Source organism: Fictibacillus sp. Mic-4, assembly GCF_049843615.1.
GTDB lineage: Bacteria > Bacillota > Bacilli > Bacillales > Fictibacillaceae > Fictibacillus_A > Fictibacillus_A gelatini.
In genome coordinates this window covers 1-21,474 of record NZ_JBBHZM010000045.1, presented here as the reverse complement: position 1 = coordinate 21,474, position 21,474 = coordinate 1, and the positions used below count along the sequence as shown (strand labels likewise).

Here is a 21,474-nt window from a genome sequence, read left to right as displayed (position 1 = left end):
AGTTCTTGGTTCATTTTATATGCCGCATGAAGCAACCATACTCCCATTCCAATTAGCACTAGTAGACTTATAGAAAGGATCACGAAGGTGAAGTGGAAGGATTTACGCTCATGTTTTGGCAATAAATTAATGTCGACTAACATAGCTATACCGCTCCTTTTAACCCGAGGCCGAAAATCACTTCATAGCCCGGCTCAATCGGTACATTCACCTGTAACGCAATCCGTTCCACCGGAAGGAAAAACGTCTCTGTCAAACGCTTTTCCACGAGCTTTAAATCAGGAAAATCGCCCGTGAGCAAAATTTTGGTTACACCCTGGTTGCCTTGTTGAACCGTAAAACGATAATAATTGAGAACCCTCTCTATCTCCACCATGCTATCTTCCAATGCTCCATTTAAGCTGGTCTCGTCGTTTTTGTATAGGACACCATTTGTCCGCTTTTGCCATTCTTTCATCTCGATATTCATCCGGAAATGCTGGGAAAAGAGCGGCTTGTCGTCATGAAAAATACTTAATTGAATGGCGCTGAGGTCAAATTGTAAACATAGCAGATGATCTCCCGGATGACTTTGTCCCGTAAAGTGGAAGAGGCGATAGAGCGAAAGAAAAGAAATGTCGGCTACAACCGGTTTCAGCTTCACTTCCTCGAGCACGTCGGTATAGCCCATCACCGCCTTATCAGGGGCAGCAAACAAAAGAATTTCCTGCTGTTCTTCATTTCTGCCAATCACCTCATAGTCGAACAAAGGATCTTCAAACGGCAAATGGATCGAATGGCCGAGCTCCATATAAACGTATCCTTTAATTTCATGTTCAGGAATGGTCACAGGAATCAGCTGTTTGCGGAGAGCAATTTGTGAATCCTGAACGAGAAATTGAACTTCACGCTTTTTAATACCCCATTCATCAACGCATTGTTCAAGAATGGTGACAAACAATTCTTCATCCATTATCTCGCCTCTAGAAATGACTCCGTCCGGAAGATAGCGTTCTCCATAATTTTTCACGATACCGGCTTCTTTCATTTCAAGAAAGCGAATAACATGATCTGCGATGAGCAAATTAACCCTTCTGTTTTTTCTGCCGATTGTAATTCCCATCGATTCCACCTCTGTCTATGTAACGACCGTTATGTCATAAGATCGATATACCAGCTTAATATCGTCTCATAAAAAAAGTAAGCGGTAATCGCTCCAAAAACGATGAATGGGCCAAACGGAAATGGCACGCCGCGTTTAACTTTGCCTAAAATAAGCCCAACAACTCCAATCACCGCTCCATATACCGTTGATAAAAAAAACGTAAGCAACGTCACTTTCCATCCTAAAGCAATCCCGAGGACACCCATTAATTTAATATCACCGCCACCCATGCCTCCTTTGGAAAGAATGGCGATAATGAACAATAAACCAAATCCGGCGACGCCTCCTACGAACATATCCCACCATGGATCAAGGGGAATAATGAGACGGAGCACGATAAAAAGCGGCAAAAAGAAAAACAGGACTTTATCTGGAATGATCATATACTTTATATCGGATACAAATACGATCATTAAAAGAGAAATGAATGCCCAAGCGGCGATACATTCTTTTGTCCATCCAATGAGGAACGGAGCTAAAGCAAATAGTAGGGCTGTTAACAGCTCTACCGCCGGATAAAGAGGTGATATGTTGGTCCCGCAACCCCTGCATTTCCCCTTTTGAAAAAGGTAGGAAAGCACGGGGATAAGTTCAAATGCCGTAAGCGGGCGGTCACAAACCGTGCAACGAGAACCCGGACGAACGATCGACTCTTTGTTCGGTACGCGAAGCCCGACAACATTAAAGAACGAGCCGAGAATCAAGCCAAATAGGAATGTAAGTGTATACAGTAATAGGTTCATAGAGAAACCCCTTTTTAAACGTTTGATAACCCTCGAATAGAGGGTTATCGTTTTACAATTATTTCAATTTCACATTTTCTTTTTTCAAATCATGAGTGTTTATCTACTGTACTATCGATGAAGATGTCGCTAGAGGCACTTATGCTTTAAATATAATATAGTTTGATACCCTTCCGGAGGGTTATCTCAATCTATCCATAATAACTTTTATTGGTCACCTTTTAAGAATACTTTTGATCTATCCAGATCGTTAGGTGCAATTGGTTTAATATAGGCTTTACCTGTATCTTTAGACACTAGTGTAACTGTGTATGTTACCTTCGTGTTGGTATTTTGATCAACTGTTATTGACACTTTTGATTTTGCAGTATCATAATCTCCAGCTTTACCTGGAGATTTAGGGACGCCCTCTAGAAATCCATCATCAACCAGTTTTTGCATGGTTAACTCAGTTACTCCATCACTTCCATTTTGTGCAACATACATCCTTGCCGCATCAACGATAGTTTTCGCATTAGCGATATGCGCATCTTTCTTCGAGTTATCCAAAATATTACCAATAGCCACAATCGCAATCGCTGCAATAATCCCCAAAATAACAACAACAACAAGCAGCTCGATGAGTGTTAAACCTTTCTCATTTTGTAAATGTTTCTTCAGTAATTTTCTCATTTTTTCTTCCTCTCCCCTTTAGCAGTTTATTAGCCGACGGTATTGTAAATTTTGAACATTGGGACAATGATGGAGATGACGATTGTTCCGACGATAGAAGCGAGAAAGATAATCATGACCGGCTCGATGAGAGATTTTAGGCGGTCCGCTGTGTTCTCTACTTCCTTTTCATAAAAATCTGCTACTTTTGCGAGCATTGCGTCGAGTGATCCCGTTTCTTCACCAATTGCAATCATTTGTGTGACGAGCGGCGGGAAGGCCCAGTGTGTTTTCATCGGCCCGGTTAACCGTTGTCCTTTTTCAAGGGCACCTCTCGCCTGGATGATGACCCTTGCTATCACCTCATTTTCTACGACTCTCTCAACAATCGATAACGCTTGAAGTATAGGCACAGAGCTGGAAAAAAGAGAGCTTAATGTCCTCGACATTCTTGCCAGTATTGACTTTTGCTGTAATTTGCCGAATATGGGTATTTTTAATATAGCATAATCTAGGTAATATTTACTAGTTTTATTTTTTTGACAAAAATTATAGGTCAAAAGAACTAAAAATAGAGCAAGCACTAAGACCCACCAGCATTGTTGGACAAAATTGCTGACGCTAAGAACGAACCTCGTAATTCCGGGTAATTTCCCGCCGGCATCTTTAAGCATAGCTGCAAATGTTGGTACGACATTTGCAAGCAAGAAGATAATGACACCGATCGAAACGATCCCAAGGATCATCGGATAAATCATCGCCGACACAATCTTTTGCCTCGTTTGATGCTGCTTTTCATAATAATCTGCGAGCTCCTTGTATGATTGATCTAGACTGCCCCCGACTTCTCCTGCAGCAATCATATTCGTCACCATCGGCGGAAAAATCCGGCTATGCTTTGCCAGAGCCTGTGACAGCGGGTTCCCTTGCCTTAATTCCTTTTCTACATCATTTAAAGCTTTTTGTAATGGTCTACTTTCCGTTTGTTCAGCCAGTATTTTCGTTGAGTCAACAACGGAAACGCCGGCATTAAGCAATGTCGCAAATTGCCTTAAATAGATAACAAAATCTCTTGATTTCACCCTTTTTCCGAAATGAATTTCTTTGTGCAGAAGAGTTTGTTTCACTTCATTGATTTCGAGAACAGCAATTCCTTTTTCACGAAGCTTTAAAACGACTTCCCGTTTCGATCCTCCTGCCAGTGACCCTTTCTTTCTTTTGCCCGTCCTGTCGCGGCCAATATAATTAAACTGTGCCATACGCCAGACCTCTTTCCTCTAAGTAGACAAGCGCCTCTTCTTTTAAAATCAATTGTTTCTCAAAGGCCTGGAGGATGGACATTTCAAAGGTGTGCATGCCGCTTGCCCGGCTTGTTTGCATGACATTATGAATTTGATAGATTTTATCATTGCGAATTAGGTTGGCTACTGCTGAATTGTTAATTAAAATTTCGGTTACCGCTTTTCGGGATTTTCGGTCTGGTGTCGGGAAGAGACGTTGCGAAATAATTCCGACAAGAACGGAGGCAAGCTGAATCCGGATTTGTCCTTGCTGTTCTGGCGGGAAAACGTCAATAATCCGTTCAACCGTTGCCGGAGCGCTTGAGGTATGAAGCGTTCCTAATACAAGATGCCCCGTTTCCGCTGCGGTAATAGCCGTCGATATCGTTTCAAGATCGCGCATTTCCCCGACGAGAATGACATCCGGGTCCTGCCTTAGTGCAGCCCGAAGGCCATTTGCAAAATTTCTCGTATCAAATCCTACTTCCCTTTGATCGATAATACACGTCTGATGCTTGTGAAGATATTCGATCGGATCTTCCAATGTAATAATGTGGCGTTTCATCGTATGATTCATTTCGTTAATCATCGCCGCAAGCGTTGTCGATTTGCCGCTTCCCGTCGGACCGGTCACGAGAACGAGACCATGCGGCCTGCGCGAGAGCTGCCGAAGGACGACCGGCAAATCGAGTTCCTCAAGTGTTGGAATGCTGGTAGGGATGATCCGAACGGCCAGACTAATGCAGGACCTCTGGTGATAGGCGTTCATCCGAAACCGGGATACTCCCGGAATGCTGTACGAAAAATCAAGTTCCCCTTTTTCAACAAACCGGTCATATTGTCCGGGAGGAATGACGGCTTTTGCCACTTCTTCTGTATCTTCCGGAGTAAGCTTTTGTTCGCCGTATTTCTTCAATTCACCATTAATGCGTATGACAGGCGGCATTCCAACCGTCAAATGGACATCTGATGCTTTCATTTGAAATGCAGCAGTTAGCCATTTATCTATTGTCTCTTTCATTTTTCGCACCTACTCATAGGCAACGACACGTAAAACTTCTTCCGTTGTCGTTAATCCTTTTTTTACTTTCAATAAACCATCATCAAGTAAAAAAATCGTCTCATTTTGATAAGCATAGGATCGTAGTTCCAATACCGGGTGGTTATTCATGATCATTTTGCGCAACGGTTCATCGATGACAAGTAGTTCATGAATGGCGATTCTGCCTTTATAACCCGTCATATTACACGTTGAACAGCCTTTGCCGCGCATGATAAAGTCAACGTCCAGCCCGCGCTTTTTAAAAATTTCCTTTTCACTTTCCGTCGCTTCATGTCTTTCCTGACAGTCCCGGCAAACACGGCGGACAAGGCGCTGAGAGACGACCCCTGTAAGGGAAGCCGCTACAAGAAAATGTTCCACGCCCATATCAATTAACCGTGAAATCGTTCCGATGGAATCATTCGTATGGATCGTGCTTAAGACTAGATGCCCTGTCAGGGATGCTCTTACGGCAATTTGCGCCGTTTCGGTGTCACGAATTTCACCGATCATTACAATATCCGGGTCTTGCCGCAAGACCGCCCTTAATCCGCTTGCAAAAGTTAAGCCTACATTTGGATTGACCTGAATTTGATTAATTCCTTCGAGCTGATACTCAACCGGATCTTCAACTGTCACAATATTGACTTCTTCGGTATTAAGCCGGTTTAACGCCGCATACAACGTCGATGACTTTCCCGAGCCGGTTGGTCCGGTAATTAAAATCATCCCATTAGGCTGTTCAATCATTTTGATAAAACGCTGGTAGTTCAGCTTATTGAAATCCAAATGCTCGACATGATTTAGTGCACTGCCAAGGTCAAGAATACGTAAAACAAGTTTTTCACCATAGATGGTCGGAAGTGTTGAGACCCGAATATCAACCGAATGAAACTCTACATTTAACCGCATTCTTCCGTCCTGAGGAACTCTGTTTTCCGTAATATCAAGATTGGTCATGATTTTAATTCTCGCTGTAATGACATTTTGCATATGCTTCGGCAAGCTTCGCTCAAACCTTAACATGCCGTCAATTCTGTAGCGGATATTCAACTTTGATTCTTGCGGCTCAAAGTGGATATCGCTCGCTTTTTGTTCGACCGCATTTAAAACAATTTGATTGACGAGACGTACGACAGGTGAATCTTCTTCCGCCATCTTTTCCTCAAGTGAATCAATGCCTTTTGGAAGAAGCTCCAGTAAATCGTTCATAGAATCATCCATGTCATAATACTTTTTATGTGCGCGGTAAATATCATCTTTCGTCGCAATCGCCCGCTCAATTTGAAAGCCTGTAGATAGACGAAGATCATCGATGGCGTGAAAGTCCATCGGATCGGCCATCGCAACAAGCAGCTTGTCCCCTTCTTTTTTAAGCGGGATAAGTTGATTTCGTTTTGCGAATTCTCTTGATACGATCGATACGATTTGTTCATCAATCGGATACCGGTACAGGCTAATGTGGGGAATCCCGATTTGGAACTCGAGCACTTCAATTAATTGCTGCTCTGTAATGTAGCCACGTTCAATTAACGCATCTCCGAGCTTCTGGCCTTTGCTTTTTTCTTTTAACGTCAGTTCCAGTTGTTCTTCTGTAATTAGTTGATGTTCAACCAATATATCCCCAAGCCGTTTTCGCGTATGTTGCATCTTCCCCTACTCCTTTGTTCCATTGCCGCGTTTATCTGAAGAACTTTCCGGCGTTTGCTTGTCCGGTTTTTTACCCGTAACAGTGGTAGTCTCATCATTCTTCGCGTTATCAGCCGGTTGGGTGGTTTCCTGATCTTCTGAATTAGTTGGTGATGGCTGCTCTTTGGCGACTGGAAGCCCCCGTTCTTCAACTTTGTACCGTGGCGGATAATAATCTTCCGCTATTTTTGTTGTTTTTACGGCTTTTCTATACTTGTCTAACGTCTTACGATAAACCGTTCTCACATAGCCAGAGCTTCCTTCATTGATCAAGATTTTGTCCCCTGGTGAAATCGCCGGATTATAATGAACAATCGTCCGCGGTTGAATCCATTCTTCCTTAATTTTGATATGATAACGATAATGTAGTGGTGGACCTTCAATCGTTGCGGTAATCACTCCGCCCGTTGTTTCTAGCTTTAACGTATACGGATAAGGGTTCGGATTCTCAATGACAAGATCTTGTTTTCCCGGTACGATGGCGGCTTCAAGTCCTGGTTTGATGTAGGTTGGCATCGTTTCCCCAATATGCCGTTCGACAATCCGAAAATTGGTTTTTAAAGCGGCAGAATAAATGGCTGATGCCAATACGTTCAATCTTTGCGATTCATAAGGTTCAAGTCGTTTTTTCTCTATTTGTGAAACAAAGGAAAGTTGCTTTCCAGCATCAATCACGGTCCCATTTAAAGAATGAACCCACTCTTTCAATTCGGGAGATTCATCTACATACGGAATTGACGTACTCGCAATGACCTTTGATGGAAGCGGACTTTCCTTTACGTAATTGGTTAGTTGGATAGTTGCGGTTCTGCCAAGGGAAGCCGCCAGCACCGTTAACTTACTTTTCAGAAGCGCTTCGTCGATGTTTTTTAGCAGGATTGGATCATTGAATCCCTCCACTACGTTGTTGAGCTTTTTTTCATTCAGTTCAACAAGAAGCCGGGGCAATACGCTTCTTTCGGCTGTTTTTACAGTTTCCTGTATATGAAATGTCCAAATGGCTGGATCGATCTTTATTTTTTTCCGCTTATATTGCAGATTGATTGCACTATTTTCACGCCAGAGCTGCACTTGTGCGCCCAGTTTTTCAACGGCCTCTTTTTCCGTTAAATTTCCTAATGGAATCGAAGCGACTTCCGTTCCTTCTGCGATCCGTTTTTCTTCGAAGAAATGAGAAAAAAGTGTTGTGCCGCCGATCGTTAATGAAAAAATGATAAAAACGATGCCGGTTAAAATCGCAAAATGTTTAAAAAAACTCACCGGTTTAATCGCAGCCTGTTCCAATTCAGCGTCTTCCTCCTATCGATTAGCTTATTCCTTTGCAAATCGTTCTTCTACTTCCATCTTTTGAAGCTTATCAAACCAGTTGGATGGGCCCGGGTCAATGATTTCTTGTTCTATATCTTTATCGTTTGAAGATGGCTCAGAATTCGCAACATGTTTGCGGCTCAAGAAGTTAAATTCGCTAATATCTTCCCACTCATCTGTAAGCTTACGTTCGTCTTCGCGAATAAGGTAGGCATTTGTCGGATTACTGCTATCCTCACTTTCCATAGTCTTATAGGGTTCCTCTTGATTGGCAAGAGACTCTATAAATCGATCCGGCTCTTCTTTTATTGGCGGGAAATAAATAGCTTCAATATCATCCTCTTCCGCTTCATCGGAAGAAAACATCCACCTTTCAAAAATGAAAGTCACGATAAACGCTAAACCGGGCATTAAGAGGAGAGTTAGCCATAAAGGAACATAGTTTTTCACCAATAGGCCCATCCATGAAACAAGGGCGGCCAATCCGAAAAGAACCCATTTATCCCGCTTCCTTTTGCCGAGAGGAAGCACATAAAGAATTGGAATTAACAAAAAGACGACAACTACCGATAAAAGAAATGTAAGCATCAATAGCACCCTTTCATCATCCGCCAAAAACTCTATTCATTTTTCCCTGAGGAGGTATCGACTTTGATAACTCCACAAAGAGTTACTACCTTATCTATTCTATCGGTTGTTTTTATTGTTTTTTTAGCTTTTGGGGCAACCCATTTTATGTAATTGATCCAATGATGAAGGTTTACTGGTCGTTTACAGGCCGAAGGAAATGTTGAGTAAGAACTTACCTGATAGTCTCAACTATCAAACTGCGAAAAATTTTACGCCAAACAAGATGATGTGGTTATCCAATGATGTTTAGAAAATTCGCTCTCCAGGGAGGAAATTTAATGAAGCGCATTTCAACAAATTCTTCCTCAGAAAAAGGGTTAACGCTTGTTGAAATATTAGTTTCCATCGTCATACTATCCATTATTATTGTGTCTATGATACCGATGTTCATTCAATCGGCTAAGTCAAATGCTGTTTCAAAGAATATTATGGACTCAACTTACCTGGCCCAAAAAGAAATGGAAGAAATTATAAATATGAATAATATTTCTGTTTCCCCTTCCATAACGGATTTATCAAATCAAATTTTAAAAAAAGGCTATAGTAATGATGCCTCTTGCAGTAATTGTTATGGAATAAACAAAAATGGCCATTATGTTTTCATCCAAATAAAAAATCAATCAAGTGATCTAGGAAAGGTCATCTTGAAAATCTATAAAGATGATAAAAAAAATAGGCAGGAAGCTCAGATGGAGATGCTTTTATCGTGGCAGAAATGAAAGGTGTTATGAATGAAAACAAATGAGAAAGGTGTAACATTAATTGAACTTCTGGCGGCCCTTTCACTTTTATCAATGATCATTCTTCTTGCAAGTTCCGTTCACATATTTGTCCAAAAACAAATGAATTCACAAACAAAAGAAATTCAAACTCAATCCGATGAAAGGCTGGCTATCAATATTATTACTAAAGAAATTAGAAAAGCCCGGACAGTAGAGATAAAAACTCCTAACGAGTTAACCATTAATGGAACAACCGTATATAGACTTGATGGAACCACATTAAAAAGAAATAATGACCCGTGCATTTCAAATATAAACTATTTTACTGTTTCAAAAACGGGGAATCAAATTAAATTAAAAATAGGCAGCCTGCCTGAAACCACTATTTATTTAAGAGAATAGGTGTTGAGGATGTTATGGAAAGGTGCATAAAATTAAAAAAGAATGAACAAGGTATTGCCCTTGTAACAGTTTTATTGGTTCTTACAGTGATTTCATTGTTAGGCTTAGCTATTATGGGATTTGCACTTAACAATGTGAAATTGAGTTCTACCGAGAGATCCTATCAATCAGCTTATTATATTGCCGAATCCGGTATCACTTACACAATGGATAAAATTCATAAGAATATCGTTGATCTCTATAATAATTCCAATACTGAAAGCGATTTCTTTTCGAAAATTGAAAGTATGATCTCGAGTATAAACAAAGAACCTTCGTATAAAAGTTTCGAAAATTCTTTCGGGTATGCACCCGAAGCGAAAATATCAATAGAAAAGGTAGATTACTCAAGCGTAACCTTCAAAGATTACAAAATCATTTCAACAGGTACCATTAATAATCGTTCAAGAACCGTAGAAAAACAAATTCGAGTGACCTGGATTCCAAAAAATAACATAACCATTCCAGATACAGCCGTTTTTGTTAAAGAAATAATTAGTTTATCCGGTGGAGCAAAAATTTTAGGCGGAGCTGGAACAAACTCATCAATCGATGGTTCAATTGCTCTTGATGGAGGTGCGGGTATTTCCGATAAAATCTATGTTGGTCCTCAATCGGGAAATAATGTCATTCATAAACCAAAATGGATGACATTAAATAATGAAATCGTGAAATTACAAACTGTAAAAACATTTGATATGCCGCCATTCCCTGCTTTTCCAAGTAATCCGATACCGCCAAACGAAAAAATACAGAAAGATGGCAGTACTTATTATGTCATTAATAACGGCGCTTTACGAATCGATGATTATAAAGCTGATAATTATACTTTAAATTTGACAAAGGATCTCCATTTTACTGAAATTTACATTTCTTCTAATTACACATTAAATATTAATCTTGGCAATAATAATCGAAATATAGTAGTCAATTCCTTAAACATTCCGAATGGAAAAATTAATATTATTGGTACAGGAAAACTAACCATCTATGTCAATACTAATATAACAATGGGCGCAGGAAGTAAAATTAATGCAATAAATTCTAATAATAGTAATTCAATAAAGGAACAGATAAAAACACTTGATATCTATTATAAAGGTTCGCATCTTAATTTGGCAGGGGATCAAAAAATAGATGGTTCTTTATATGCGTTAAACGCCGATATATCTATGTCCGGTGGCTCAGGATTTCAGGGATATATCATAACCGGTGGAAAAACGATAGATATTAGTGGTGGCGCAAATGCAATCACTCAATTGTTCTATGCTCCAAATGCGGATGTAAATATGTCCGGCGGAGGAAATATAAAAGGTTCGATTATTTGTAAAACATATACCGGATCAGGCGGAAGTACGATTACACTCGATAATTTTGACGCGACTGACTTGCCTCCAAACATGGGCGGAACAACAGGTGGCCCTTTGTCAGCAAAAGATATTATTTCCGTTCAACCGTCCCGTGAAAAATAGTTTATCCAATTTGGTCTGAAAAAGCGGAAGCCGGGATTATTTAGATCTTAAGCTACAATTTTTCATCGTATAGAATAGGGTGTTTTGAATGAAAAAAACCCACCCCACAGATTCGAATCTCGAATCGTTGGGTGGGTTTAGCTGTAGACGGCCACTTTATTTCTTCCTGCTTTTTTCGCTCCTGTGTACATGGCGCGGTCGGCGTTGCGGATCAACTCCATCGGGTCTTCGCCTTGATGGGGTGCCGTGGCAACGCCAATGCTTGCCGTTATGTGGATCGTAACCTCTTTCTTATCGGCCAGGTCATTCGTAATTTTAAATTCCGTTTCGGCAATACAAGTACGGATTTCTTCCGCGAATTTATAGCTTTGCAGCATGTTTGTCATCGGCAATAAAATAATGAATTCCTCTCCGCCATAGCGCGCCACTGTACCATTTGTATCCACTAACTTCCTAAGAAGTTGGGCCAGTTGGATAAGGATTTCGTTCCCGCTCTGGTGCCCGTATGTATCGTTCACTCTTTTGAAATGGTCAATATCCAGCAAAATAACTGAGAAATCTTGTTGCTTGTACTCATATTCCGCATACATTTCCGTTAACACGTTTTCGAAAAACCGGTAGTTATAAAGACCCGTTAGCTGGCATTGTTCACTTTTTCGTTTTGTTAATTCATAGTTTTTTGCATTCGCAATGGCAACTGTTAAGTAGTTTGATAAAATTTCCAAAATGAGCAAATGGTGTTTCTCATAAGCTCTCTTTTTTTTCGAAACGAAAGTAATGATCCCGACCACAATATGATTATGCATCATTGGCACGGAAATGACAGATTCCGCTTTACCGCTAAAATATTGGTCGGAAAGGGATTGCCAGCGGCTCTTCCTGTCAAACATGATGCTTTTTCGCGTTAGCCAAACGATGCCGCTGAGCCCTTCGTCTTTCCTTAATCGTTTTCCTTTGACGATCATGCCTTCCGTTTTTTCATAAAGTCGTAACGGATGGAAATATTCCCCTGATTCCGAGTCTACGATATATGCAACATCCACCGGAAGCCGGGAACCTAAACTTTCTATAAATACATCAAGAATGTCATTCACCCTTAAATGCTTCGTCATTCGCTGTCCAATTTCACTTGCCTGCTTCAACCAATAATTAATTTGCTGGCTTGAATGGTACATTTTAATAATAATCGTAATTGCCACAAAAGGTATACTTACATAAAAGATACCCGGTATTCCCATTTGTGAATATAGCATATAAAGCAAAAGTCCCCCGGGGATAACAAGGCATTCAGATACTAAATCCCACCATGTATCTTTATCAACTAAATCGACACTTTGCTCTTTATAGAGAAAAACTCGAACAAAATAGAGAAGAATATGATTTAATGCAAAGTATGTAATAAAATATGCCACTATAGCGATCCAGGCAAAATGTTCATGTTGATATGGCCCCGTCTCGCCGCCTAATGCATCGTATACTAGCCCCGCAAGCAATGAAATCCAGACAAACATTAAAGTCATCGCCAAATAACGGAAATACTCTTTAAACGGAACCTTTACAACGATAAGAACACAAATTATTGAAAGCTGTATTATTATTTGGGCGGTAAAAAGACCGAAATAAAGAAAAACGGCAATTGATATTCCTTGCAGAAGCGAAATATTCGTATCTACTATTTTCAGCGGAAACATGGAGACAATGATTGTTAAAATGACAAAAATAGAAAGATCAAGAAAATGGACGGTGTTTGGAAAATCCGTTAAGGCGAATCCTAACCAGAGTGCAAGGGGATAGAGCAAGAGCCAATATAGGATAATTTGATATTGCGATTTCTTCTTTACCATACTCAAGCCTCTCCCCTTACTTCAAGCCTATATTTTTGGTATAATAAGGAATTTTACTAGGTCATTTATATCACTCTCTATTTTATCAAATAGTTTTGAAAATTGGAATCGATATTTTATGAGTTTGTAAAATAGCCTCGCACGTCTGAAATAAAGTAAAGGGAACCTGTTACAACGATGATGTCGTCTCTTCCTGCGCTTTTCATAAGTTTTTGGAGGGCATGTCTCCAATTTTCATCATAAAATTTGTTTGGAAATTGGCTTCGATCATATAGGTCTTTTGCACTACTTGATCGATGGAACGAGAATGTCGTAAAGGTAATTGTTTGAACAAGTCCGTAAATTTCCGCTAGCATTTCATCAATCTCTTTATCCGCTAATGCTGTAAATAAAAGATGAATCTTTTTCTCCGGATAATGGGATTGCAATGTATCACGCAGGCTTCTTATCCCTTCAGGATTATGGGCCCCATCTAAAATAACGATCGGGTCTGAAGAAACAAGTTCAAATCTCCCTTGCCATTTCGCTTTTTTCAACCCTTCTTGAACCGCTTCCTGTTCTACACAGAACGCGTAATAGAAGTTCAAATAGTCTATTGCCATAAGTGCAAGTGCCGCGTTTTTTACCTGGTGTTCACCTTTCATGGAAAGATGGAGATTTTCCCGTCTGACTAAAAGAGATTCATAGGAGAAGACTTCTTCCCCGTTTTCTACTGTCCGGTTCTCATATGAAAATTGCTCATTCAGTACAAAACAATTCGCATGTTGGCGTTTCGCTTTTTCTTTAATGACCTGTAAGGCAGCTGGCTCTTCAGCACCGGTAATGACGGGAATGCCAAATTTAATGATCCCCGCTTTTTGCCCGGCAATCTCTTCAATTGTGTTTCCTAGAATGTTCATATGGTCATAACCGACATTCGTAATAATAGAGAGAATCGGGTGAATGACATTTGTCGAATCATGCAAGCCTCCAAGCCCAACTTCATAAATAACGACATCCGGGTAAGCAATATTTGCAAAATACAATAACGAAATTGCGGTGATCACTTCAAATTCAGTCGGCGAGCCCAGTTCTGTTTCGGCCAATTCTTCTGCAAGCGGCCTCACTTGATTAGCCAGCTGCAGAAAATCTTCATTGCTGATCGGCTGCCCGTTTACACTGATTCTTTCATTAAACGTAATGACATAAGGCGACGTAAACGTACCTACTGTATAGCCCGCTTCCTCCAGCATATGGCGCAAGTAGGTGACGGTTGATCCTTTTCCGTTCGTTCCGGCCACATGGATTGTTTTAATGTGCCGTTCAGGATGATTGAGACGTTCAAGCATCCATTCCATTCGTTTCAATCCTGGTTTGATTCCAAATGTCAACAATCCGTGAACCCAATTTAGTGCTTCTTCAAAAGTGTTCATTAAAAACCTTCCTCTCTTACTATTCCGCTGGTCTTTTTGAACGAGTAGAAGGACGAATCCTTTTACGAAGAACCCGTCCTTACATCCATTATCCTTTTAATTCTTGAATTCTTGCTTCAACGTTCGCACGTTTTTCGAGGTAATCTTTTTCTTTTGCACGCTCTTCTTCAATCACTTTTTCAGGCGCTTTCTTTATGAATCCTTCATTGCTTAATTTCTTTTGAACACGCTCGACCTCTTTGTTGTATTTTTCCAATTCTTTTTCTAAACGTTTAATTTCTTCCTCAATGTTAATTAAGCCTTCTAATGGCAAATACATTTCAACCCCCGTAAGAACGGCGCTCATCGATTTGTCTGGAGCCGATAATTCGGTTGCGATCACAAGCGAACTCGGGTTACAGAAACGTTCGATGTAGTTCCGGTTCGCACGAAGCGCCTTTAATACTTCTTCACTTTTTGGCTTAAGCTGCATTTCAATCGGCTTGCTTGGGGCTACATTCATTTCAGCGCGAATGTTGCGGATCGAACGGATGAGTTCGGTAATAAGACTCATCTCTTTCGCCGCTTCAGGGAAATGCAAGTCTTCCCGGTGTTTCGGCCAGCTGCTGACCGTGATGGATTTACCTTCATGCGGCAAGTGCTGCCAGATTTCCTCTGTAATAAACGGCATGAACGGATGAAGCAATCGCAATGTGTGATCAAGAACATAAGCTAAAACCGAGCGAGTCGATTTCTTCGCCGCCTCATCTTCCCCATATAGTGGTAGCTTCGCCATTTCGATGTACCAATCACAAAGGTCATCCCAAATAAAGTTATAAAGCAGACGGCCAACCTCGCCGAATTCATAAGCATCGATTAAACGTGTAACATCGGCAACCGTTTCATTGAATCGGGTTAAAATCCATTTGTCCGCTAATGATAAATCTCCGGTTAAATCGATTTCCTCCGCCTTCATTCCGTCCATATTCATAAGCGCAAAACGGGAAGCGTTCCAGATCTTATTCGCGAAGTTCCATGTTGATTCAATTTTTTCCCAGTAGAAGCGAAGATCGTTCCCCGGCGAGCTTCCGGTAGATAAGAAGAACCTTAATGCATCGGCACCGTATTTTTCAATGACATCCATCGGATCGACACCATTGCCGAGCGACTTGCTCATCTTTCTTCCTTCCGAGTCGCGAACTAATCCATGGATTAATACATCTTTAAATGGCCGTTCACCTGTAAACTCTATCCCCTGGAATATCATGCGCGCTACCCAGAAGAAAATAATATCGTAACCGGTTACGAGTACATTGGTTGGATAATAACGTTTAAAGTCTTCGGAGGCTTGATCAGGCCAGCCCATCGTTGAAAAAGGCCATAGCGCGGATGAGAACCACGTATCCAAAACATCTGTATCCTGCTCCCAGTTTTCAATGTCTTTCGGCTGTTCGCGACCAACGTAAATTTCACCTGTTTCTTTATGGTACCAGGCAGGAATTCTGTGGCCCCACCAGAGCTGCCGGGAAATGCACCAATCGCGAATATTTTCAATCCAGCGCAAGTACGTTTTCTCGAATCGTTCCGGAACAAAGTTAACTTTGTTTTCGGATTTTTGCAGTTCAATCGCTTTTTCGGCGAGCGGCTTCATTTTAACAAACCATTGCGTCGAAAGATACGGTTCAACAACTGCCCCGCTTCGTTCAGAATGGCCGACGGAATGCATATGTTCTTCAATTTTAAAGAGAACACCCAATTCTTGAAGATCTTTTACGATTTGCTTGCGGCATTCAAAGCGATCCATTCCCTGGTATTTACCCGCATTTTCGTTCATTTTTCCGGATTCATCCATGACTAAAATGCGCTCAAGGTTATGGCGGTTTCCGATCTCAAAGTCGTTCGGATCATGTGCCGGAGTAATTTTTACCGCCCCGGAACCGAACTCCATATCGACATAGTCGTCTCCAATAATTTCGATCTCACGGCCAACGATTGGCAAGATCGCTTTTTTCCCGATTAAATGCTTGTAGCGTTCATCATCCGGGTGGACGGCGATCGCAGTATCACCAAGCATCGTTTCCGGACGTGTTGTCGCAATTTCAATCGAACCGGAGCCGTCAGCAAGCGGATAGCGCATATGATAAAAAGCACCTTGAACATCTTGATAAATAACCTCGATGTCGGATAACGCCGTTTTCGTTTCTGGATCCCAGTTAATGATATATTCCCCGCGGTAAATAAGGCCTTTTTCATAAAGGGTAACGAAAACTTCACGAACCGCTTTAGACAACCCTTCATCAAGAGTGAAACGTTCACGGGAATAGTCGAGGGAGAGCCCTAATTTTGCCCATTGCTTACGGATAAAATCAGCATATTCTTCTTTCCATTCCCATGACTTTTCAAGAAACTTTTCACGCCCTAAATCATAGCGGGAAATTCCCTGTTCACGAAGTTTCCCTTCTACCTTTGCCTGTGTAGCAATTCCGGCATGGTCCATTCCCGGAAGCCATAGTACGTCATAGCCTTGCATTCGCTTTGCGCGAGATAAAATATCTTGAAGCGTTGTATCCCATGCATGCCCTAAATGCAATTTTCCAGTAACGTTTGGCGGCGGAATAACGATCGTATAGGGTTCCTTTTGCTCATCACCTGTCGCTTCAAAAAATTTCCCATCAAGCCAAAATTGATACCAATTGGCTTCTGCCTGCTTCGGGTCATATTTCGTAGGCATCGAAATTTCCTTTTTCTCTGTCGGCATCTTCATCTACTCCTTAAAAATTGTACAAATAAAAAACTCCCTCCGCCCTCAAAGGACGAAAGAAGTTATTTTCGCGGTACCACCTTTGTTTGCAGCTTAGAGGTTAGATGTGAGGATTGGAGTTTGGTCCCTAACACGAAACCAGCTAAGTGCACACTCGATTTGATAACGGTTTTCCCGGCTTCTTCTACTTTCCGATGTCTCACAAAAGTGAACACATTTAAAAATTTTCAAAGAAGCTGCTCCAGGGCGACCTTCCAATACCGGAACACTTAGGAAATCTCTCAGCTGCTGATTTCCCTCTCTTAAAGGCCGGACATGTACTCTTCCCTTTCTTCGCATACCTTTATATTAAACTTAAAGATATTTTAACTTTCTTCCCTACTTATCGTCAATAGCTTATCCATCGATTGTAACAATTATACTATTCTTCTAAGGGAAAAATGGTGCCTCGATTTTGTTCACCATTGAAATAATCGTGCATAAAATGGGTATTAACCTAGATTCCTGGATCGATTCAACATGAAAAGAGGGGTATCGATGGCAAGGAGAGCTTTTCGGAAATATCGAATGCCGAACTGGCTGCAAAACATTCGAGATGTTGTAGCCCAATTTACAATCCCGCTCATCGTCTTTCAATTGATCAGAACCATTATCTTCCCATCCGCGGTCGACTTTTTTCTCATACTAATCTTGTTGGTCCTTCATTTATGCTTTACGCTTGAAGTTTTTTAAAAAGTCATGTGCTGTAAGGAGGCACATGACTTTTTTCTCGGCAAATTAAAGGATCCCATATAGGTTGCCCTATATGGGATTTTGATTCGTCTGTTCGTTTGGATTGGCCTCGTTCTCTGGAGGCGGTGGCGGCATTAAAATAAAGCCGCACAGTTCGGTAATACGTTTTAAAGCGGAAATTCTTCGCTCCAATCGATGAACCATTTCAAGTTGAGTAAACCTACCTCTATTATTTAAATACATATCAACCGAATGAAATAAAGGCTCAGGAAAACTTAAATAACTGACTAGAAGGCTTTTTTCTTCATCTAACAAAGGCAGTCTTGCCTGATAAATTCCGAAATACCGCATTCCATCTTCAATCTTCCAGGTAGGACTATGAACGGCTTTCCGAAAGAAAATGGCCAGGTCCCTTACCGGTGTATCGAGGACGGCTTTTTCAAAGTTTAATAAATGCACTTCCCCATGATGACTGAAAAGGACATGATTTCTTGACACCTTGCCATTACAAAGCACACTTCGATATCTCTTTTCACTTTGACATGTATTATACCATTCGCCTAACCGCTGCTTCGCTTCTTCCGCCATCCTCATCATCTCGTGAAAATGGCTTAAATACGTTAGTTCGAATGGGGACATATACAATTTCCGTTCTGCTTCTTCAGCAAAACGTTCCATTTCCAGCTGACGCCCTTCCCACCGATTCATTAAATAGTGGTATGACTGTTCCACGACTTCCGGTGAAAAGTCTTGTTCTTTTAATGTCAGTACATGTATTTTCGCGATCTCTCCAATAAGATCATCTTCCCTGCTTAAACTTGTGCGCGGTGTTCCCGAAAACCATGGCATTAAATAATACACATTATTTCCATACTGAACCGTGTAATCCCCATATTTCGTAGGGTACAGGGGAACCATTCGATGATAGCCAATTTCTGATAACCGCTGAATGACATGCGTAAACCAACGGCGTTCTTCTTCGTTCATTTTTGTTTCTTTTAAGGCAAATGTTCCACGTTTCGTAATAACTTTCTTTACTTTTCCAACGGCCTCAATTCTTTCAGGATAAAGATCATATTGAAAAAGAATTGGCCCATAGTTTTGAACCTCATTTGGAAAACTCATAGGGCCACCTTCCTTCTTTTTTCATCCAGCCAATCCGTATAATGGTGCAGCAATACCCGATTTCGTTCCCAGTCTTGTTCAAAATTTCGCAGAATCGTCATCATTTCGGACAGTTCGCTTTCTTGAAGCCGGTCTAAACATTCATACAATTCTATCGGAGCTAATATTTCAGCAAGAAGCAAAAAGCCATGTTCCGTTTCTAACGAGAAATGGTCATTAATGCATGTTAACAGCTTCTTTAACGAGTAAGGGCTCGAGTTGTTCAGCCATTTTATTAAAAAAATGCGTAACGATCTATATCCGAGCTCCGGACGAGCCGTTCCCCCTTCATAAAAAAATAAATTAAATATTTCTTTTCCCTTCCGCCCATCCAATCGATCAAGTAGTGGTAAGGGAATTCCTCTAAAGGTTTCTGTCAGTTCAAGCGCTCTTTTTTGCCGTTTATCCGCTTCAAGCAGACACTTTTTCACACTTTCAAAAGATGCCCCTTCTTCTTTATACTTCCTCAACCTCTCGAGACACTTTTTAAACGAATAATCATTCTTAACTGCTATTTCTTTATATTTATCGTGTAATTTTATGCCGGTCTGTAATAGCCCTCCGATCAATTGCCCCCAATTTTCCTCATACCCCGCACACGGAACAGTCGTTGTCACATGGTCATGCAGCGTAATATACGTAGTTCCCGATGCGATCCACGGATTCTGGTTGGCTGTGCGTAACATTCGATCCGTGGCAACGTTCATTCCAAGTGCAACTTCATCCCGCCATTCGATATGCCAATTTAAAAGTTGTTCCTCCGCCCAAAACCTTACTTGCTTATCCCCTAAATTTGTTGAAATGACTTTATTTTCTTCTTTCCATTCGGCATGATCCAATTGATAATGCTCGGCGATTTGTTCCAAAATGGCCATTGTCATCACCTGTTATCCTAACGGGTTTGAGCTACAGGAATGTAAATAATTTGTCCTTCCGTAACCTCTTCTTGTTTAATTCGATTGACGCGTAATAATGTATTCAAAGTGATATCATATTTGTCACAAACACTATCTAACGAATCTCCCCGTTGGATAATGTACATTTTCACTTTCGCAAATTTTTCTTCATTTCCTCCAGATAGCATTTTCGTTAAATAAAGTGCATTTTCATCTCTTCCGGCCGCTCCATGCTCTTTCTCCTCTATTTCTTGTACTTCAATGTCTTCTGCAAGTTCCGAATATTGCGCGGGTGGTTCTTCCTCAATTTCAACCATGCCTGAAACTTCTACCGCTTCTGGTACGCTTTCTTCTACTTCTACTTCTTCATCTACTTCTACTTCATGAGCCATCGATTCCTGAATTGCAGTTTCTTGTTCTTCCACTTCAATTTCTTCGGGCCTTGGTTCCGACGGTAATTCGTTTTGTACTTCTAATTCGTTTTTCGATTCAGAAGCGATTGATTTAAGCGTACTCCAAGTTTCAGTGCTTACCGATTCATCCGTTTGGTCTTGCCGTGCGGGTTCTTCCATCGCTTTAAACTCAACGGTCGTCTCTCTTGGTCGCTCAGGAATTTCCAGCGGTTCTAAAAAACTCGGAGTAAGCGGTTCGACCGGGAAATCGTCATAGAACTTTTTCGCTTCAAATTGAAACGTGCTGAACATTTGCTCGTCTTCCCGATGTGGGGACGCAATCGGTACCTCTTCTGCTTCCTCTTCTACTTCTTCCATTTCTACAGGTTCATTAACCGGCACCTCTTCTTCGTATCCATAAAGAGCTTCATCATCGTTAGTCGGGTCCTCTTCTTCCGTTTGATTTACGACATTTTCTTCATAAATGCCGGAAATGGAAATTGCCGCAGACAGTTCGAGACAGGTCGGGTTTGGCAATTCATAATCAAAAGATTCAACAGCAACATAAACTTCTCTCGAATCGGTTACTCTTGATGCAGGAATCGTAATATCTACGGGAAAACGGTGTTCAAGTTCAGCAATGCCATCATCTTTCATTGTTAATTGCGTCAATGAACGGTAGGATACTTGTTCCCGCAACGATCCCGCTTCAAAATCTACCGGTGGAATGGCTTGAGCATATGGACGATATTCCCCGACAAGCTTTAAAGCTCCCTTAATGTATACATGGTCGTTTTCTTCTGTAATGGCGATATCAGGTTCAAGTGACATCGAAAGCACTTCAGCCACTTCCTGTCCTTTCTTCAACCAGACCGATTCTTCAATGGAGAAACGCAGCTTCGATTGATTCACGCCCTTCTCCTCCTTTCAGACAAATATCATACATTACAGGTTTATGACCATTAATTTCAAAATATGATTGAGAAAACACATTACAATTTTTCTGAACGCTTAACAGGTTTGTAGAATGTAGTAATCTTCGGAGGGATTTAAATTTCGTCTATTCCAAAAAACGGAGCATCCTTCTGTGGTGCATTTAGTAGCCGGGGATCTGTTTATTTTTACGGGCTCGCGACATCCTCTCTCATGGACAAAAATTGCATGCTGGGGGA

The 21,474-nt window shown here is 41.1% G+C and carries 18 protein-coding genes and 1 other annotated feature; of the genes, 4 read left to right on the top strand and 14 right to left on the bottom strand.

What is annotated here, in order from left to right:
* Nucleotides 1-145: 145 nt before the first annotated feature.
* The 8 genes from pilM to WD019_RS19250 form a co-directional block, all read right to left on the bottom strand.
* Complete coding sequence (gene pilM, locus WD019_RS19285; RefSeq protein ID WP_425712523.1) at nt 146-1,102, bottom strand: type IV pilus biogenesis protein PilM; 957 nt, start codon at nt 1,100-1,102, stop codon at nt 146-148.
* Nucleotides 1,103-1,131: 29 nt separating this feature from the next.
* Nucleotides 1,132-1,887: a prepilin peptidase gene (locus WD019_RS19280; RefSeq protein ID WP_425712522.1), complete on the bottom strand. Its 756-nt coding sequence runs from the start codon at nt 1,885-1,887 to the stop codon at nt 1,132-1,134.
* Between the two features lie 207 nt (nt 1,888-2,094).
* The gene (locus tag WD019_RS19275) at nt 2,095-2,559 is read right to left on the bottom strand and encodes a prepilin-type N-terminal cleavage/methylation domain-containing protein (protein ID WP_425712521.1); all 465 of its coding nucleotides are present in this window, start codon (nt 2,557-2,559) and stop codon (nt 2,095-2,097) included.
* A 29-nt stretch (nt 2,560-2,588) separates the two neighbouring features.
* On the bottom strand, nt 2,589-3,797 hold the full coding sequence (locus WD019_RS19270; RefSeq protein ID WP_425712520.1) for a type II secretion system F family protein: 1,209 nt from the start codon (nt 3,795-3,797) through the stop codon (nt 2,589-2,591).
* Entirely contained in the window at nt 3,784-4,839 is a 1,056-nt protein-coding gene (locus WD019_RS19265) for a type IV pilus twitching motility protein PilT (RefSeq protein WP_026676456.1), read from the bottom strand. The genes WD019_RS19270 and WD019_RS19265 overlap by 14 nt, the downstream gene beginning before the upstream one ends.
* 9 nt (nt 4,840-4,848) lie before the next feature.
* The gene (locus tag WD019_RS19260; RefSeq protein ID WP_425712519.1) at nt 4,849-6,510 is read right to left on the bottom strand and encodes a GspE/PulE family protein; all 1,662 of its coding nucleotides are present in this window, start codon (nt 6,508-6,510) and stop codon (nt 4,849-4,851) included.
* 6 nt (nt 6,511-6,516) lie between these two features.
* Entirely contained in the window at nt 6,517-7,833 is a 1,317-nt protein-coding gene (locus tag WD019_RS19255) for a VanW family protein (RefSeq protein ID WP_425712518.1), read from the bottom strand.
* Between the two features lie 27 nt (nt 7,834-7,860).
* Nucleotides 7,861-8,445: a hypothetical protein gene (locus WD019_RS19250; RefSeq protein WP_425712517.1), complete on the bottom strand. Its 585-nt coding sequence runs from the start codon at nt 8,443-8,445 to the stop codon at nt 7,861-7,863.
* Nucleotides 8,446-8,765: 320 nt separating this feature from the next.
* Here WD019_RS19250 and WD019_RS19245 point away from each other — a divergent pair, with 320 nt between their 5' ends.
* The 3 genes from WD019_RS19245 to WD019_RS19235 are packed head-to-tail and all read left to right on the top strand — an operon-like array spanning nt 8,766 to nt 11,122.
* Entirely contained in the window at nt 8,766-9,206 is a 441-nt protein-coding gene (locus tag WD019_RS19245; RefSeq protein ID WP_425712516.1) for a prepilin-type N-terminal cleavage/methylation domain-containing protein, read from the top strand.
* Nucleotides 9,207-9,218: 12 nt separating this feature from the next.
* Complete coding sequence (locus WD019_RS19240; protein ID WP_425712515.1) at nt 9,219-9,611, top strand: prepilin-type N-terminal cleavage/methylation domain-containing protein; 393 nt, start codon at nt 9,219-9,221, stop codon at nt 9,609-9,611.
* Between the two features lie 14 nt (nt 9,612-9,625).
* Nucleotides 9,626-11,122, top strand: coding sequence for a pilus assembly PilX N-terminal domain-containing protein (locus WD019_RS19235; protein ID WP_425712514.1), 1,497 nt, complete (start codon nt 9,626-9,628; stop codon nt 11,120-11,122).
* A gap of 137 nt (nt 11,123-11,259) precedes the next feature.
* On the opposite strand, the gene WD019_RS19230 is transcribed toward WD019_RS19235, so the two are convergent.
* The 3 genes from WD019_RS19230 to WD019_RS19220 all read right to left on the bottom strand — a co-directional run bounded on the left by WD019_RS19230 (nt 11,260) and on the right by WD019_RS19220 (nt 17,115).
* Nucleotides 11,260-12,966: a diguanylate cyclase gene (locus WD019_RS19230; protein ID WP_425712513.1), complete on the bottom strand. Its 1,707-nt coding sequence runs from the start codon at nt 12,964-12,966 to the stop codon at nt 11,260-11,262.
* 116 nt (nt 12,967-13,082) lie between these two features.
* A complete protein-coding gene (locus WD019_RS19225; RefSeq protein WP_425712512.1) occupies nt 13,083-14,378 on the bottom strand; it encodes a bifunctional folylpolyglutamate synthase/dihydrofolate synthase in 1,296 nt (431 codons plus the stop codon).
* A gap of 88 nt (nt 14,379-14,466) precedes the next feature.
* The gene (locus WD019_RS19220; RefSeq protein WP_035350014.1) at nt 14,467-17,115 is read right to left on the bottom strand and encodes a valine--tRNA ligase; all 2,649 of its coding nucleotides are present in this window, start codon (nt 17,113-17,115) and stop codon (nt 14,467-14,469) included.
* A 48-nt stretch (nt 17,116-17,163) separates the two neighbouring features.
* Nucleotides 17,164-17,461 (bottom strand) — a binding site (T-box leader).
* A 194-nt stretch (nt 17,462-17,655) separates the two neighbouring features.
* Between WD019_RS19220 and WD019_RS19215 the strand changes: the two genes are divergently transcribed.
* Nucleotides 17,656-17,850 carry a hypothetical protein gene (locus WD019_RS19215; protein WP_026676466.1) on the top strand — a complete coding sequence of 65 codons (195 nt, stop codon included), beginning with the start codon at nt 17,656-17,658 and terminating at the stop codon, nt 17,848-17,850.
* Between the two features lie 69 nt (nt 17,851-17,919).
* Here the strand turns inward: WD019_RS19215 and ysxE are convergent, their stop codons facing one another.
* Genes ysxE through spoVID form a run of 3 tightly spaced genes read right to left on the bottom strand, consistent with a single transcriptional unit; the run spans nt 17,920 to nt 21,214 of the window.
* Nucleotides 17,920-18,975, bottom strand: coding sequence for a spore coat protein YsxE (gene ysxE / locus WD019_RS19210; RefSeq protein ID WP_051291256.1), 1,056 nt, complete (start codon nt 18,973-18,975; stop codon nt 17,920-17,922).
* Nucleotides 18,972-19,889, bottom strand: a complete 918-nt coding sequence (locus tag WD019_RS19205) for a hypothetical protein (protein WP_026676467.1) — start codon at nt 19,887-19,889, stop codon at nt 18,972-18,974. Before WD019_RS19205 ends, ysxE begins: the two co-directional genes overlap by 4 nt.
* 17 nt (nt 19,890-19,906) lie before the next feature.
* Complete coding sequence (spoVID, locus tag WD019_RS19200) at nt 19,907-21,214, bottom strand: stage VI sporulation protein D (protein ID WP_026676468.1); 1,308 nt, start codon at nt 21,212-21,214, stop codon at nt 19,907-19,909.
* Nucleotides 21,215-21,474 lie beyond the last annotated feature (260 nt).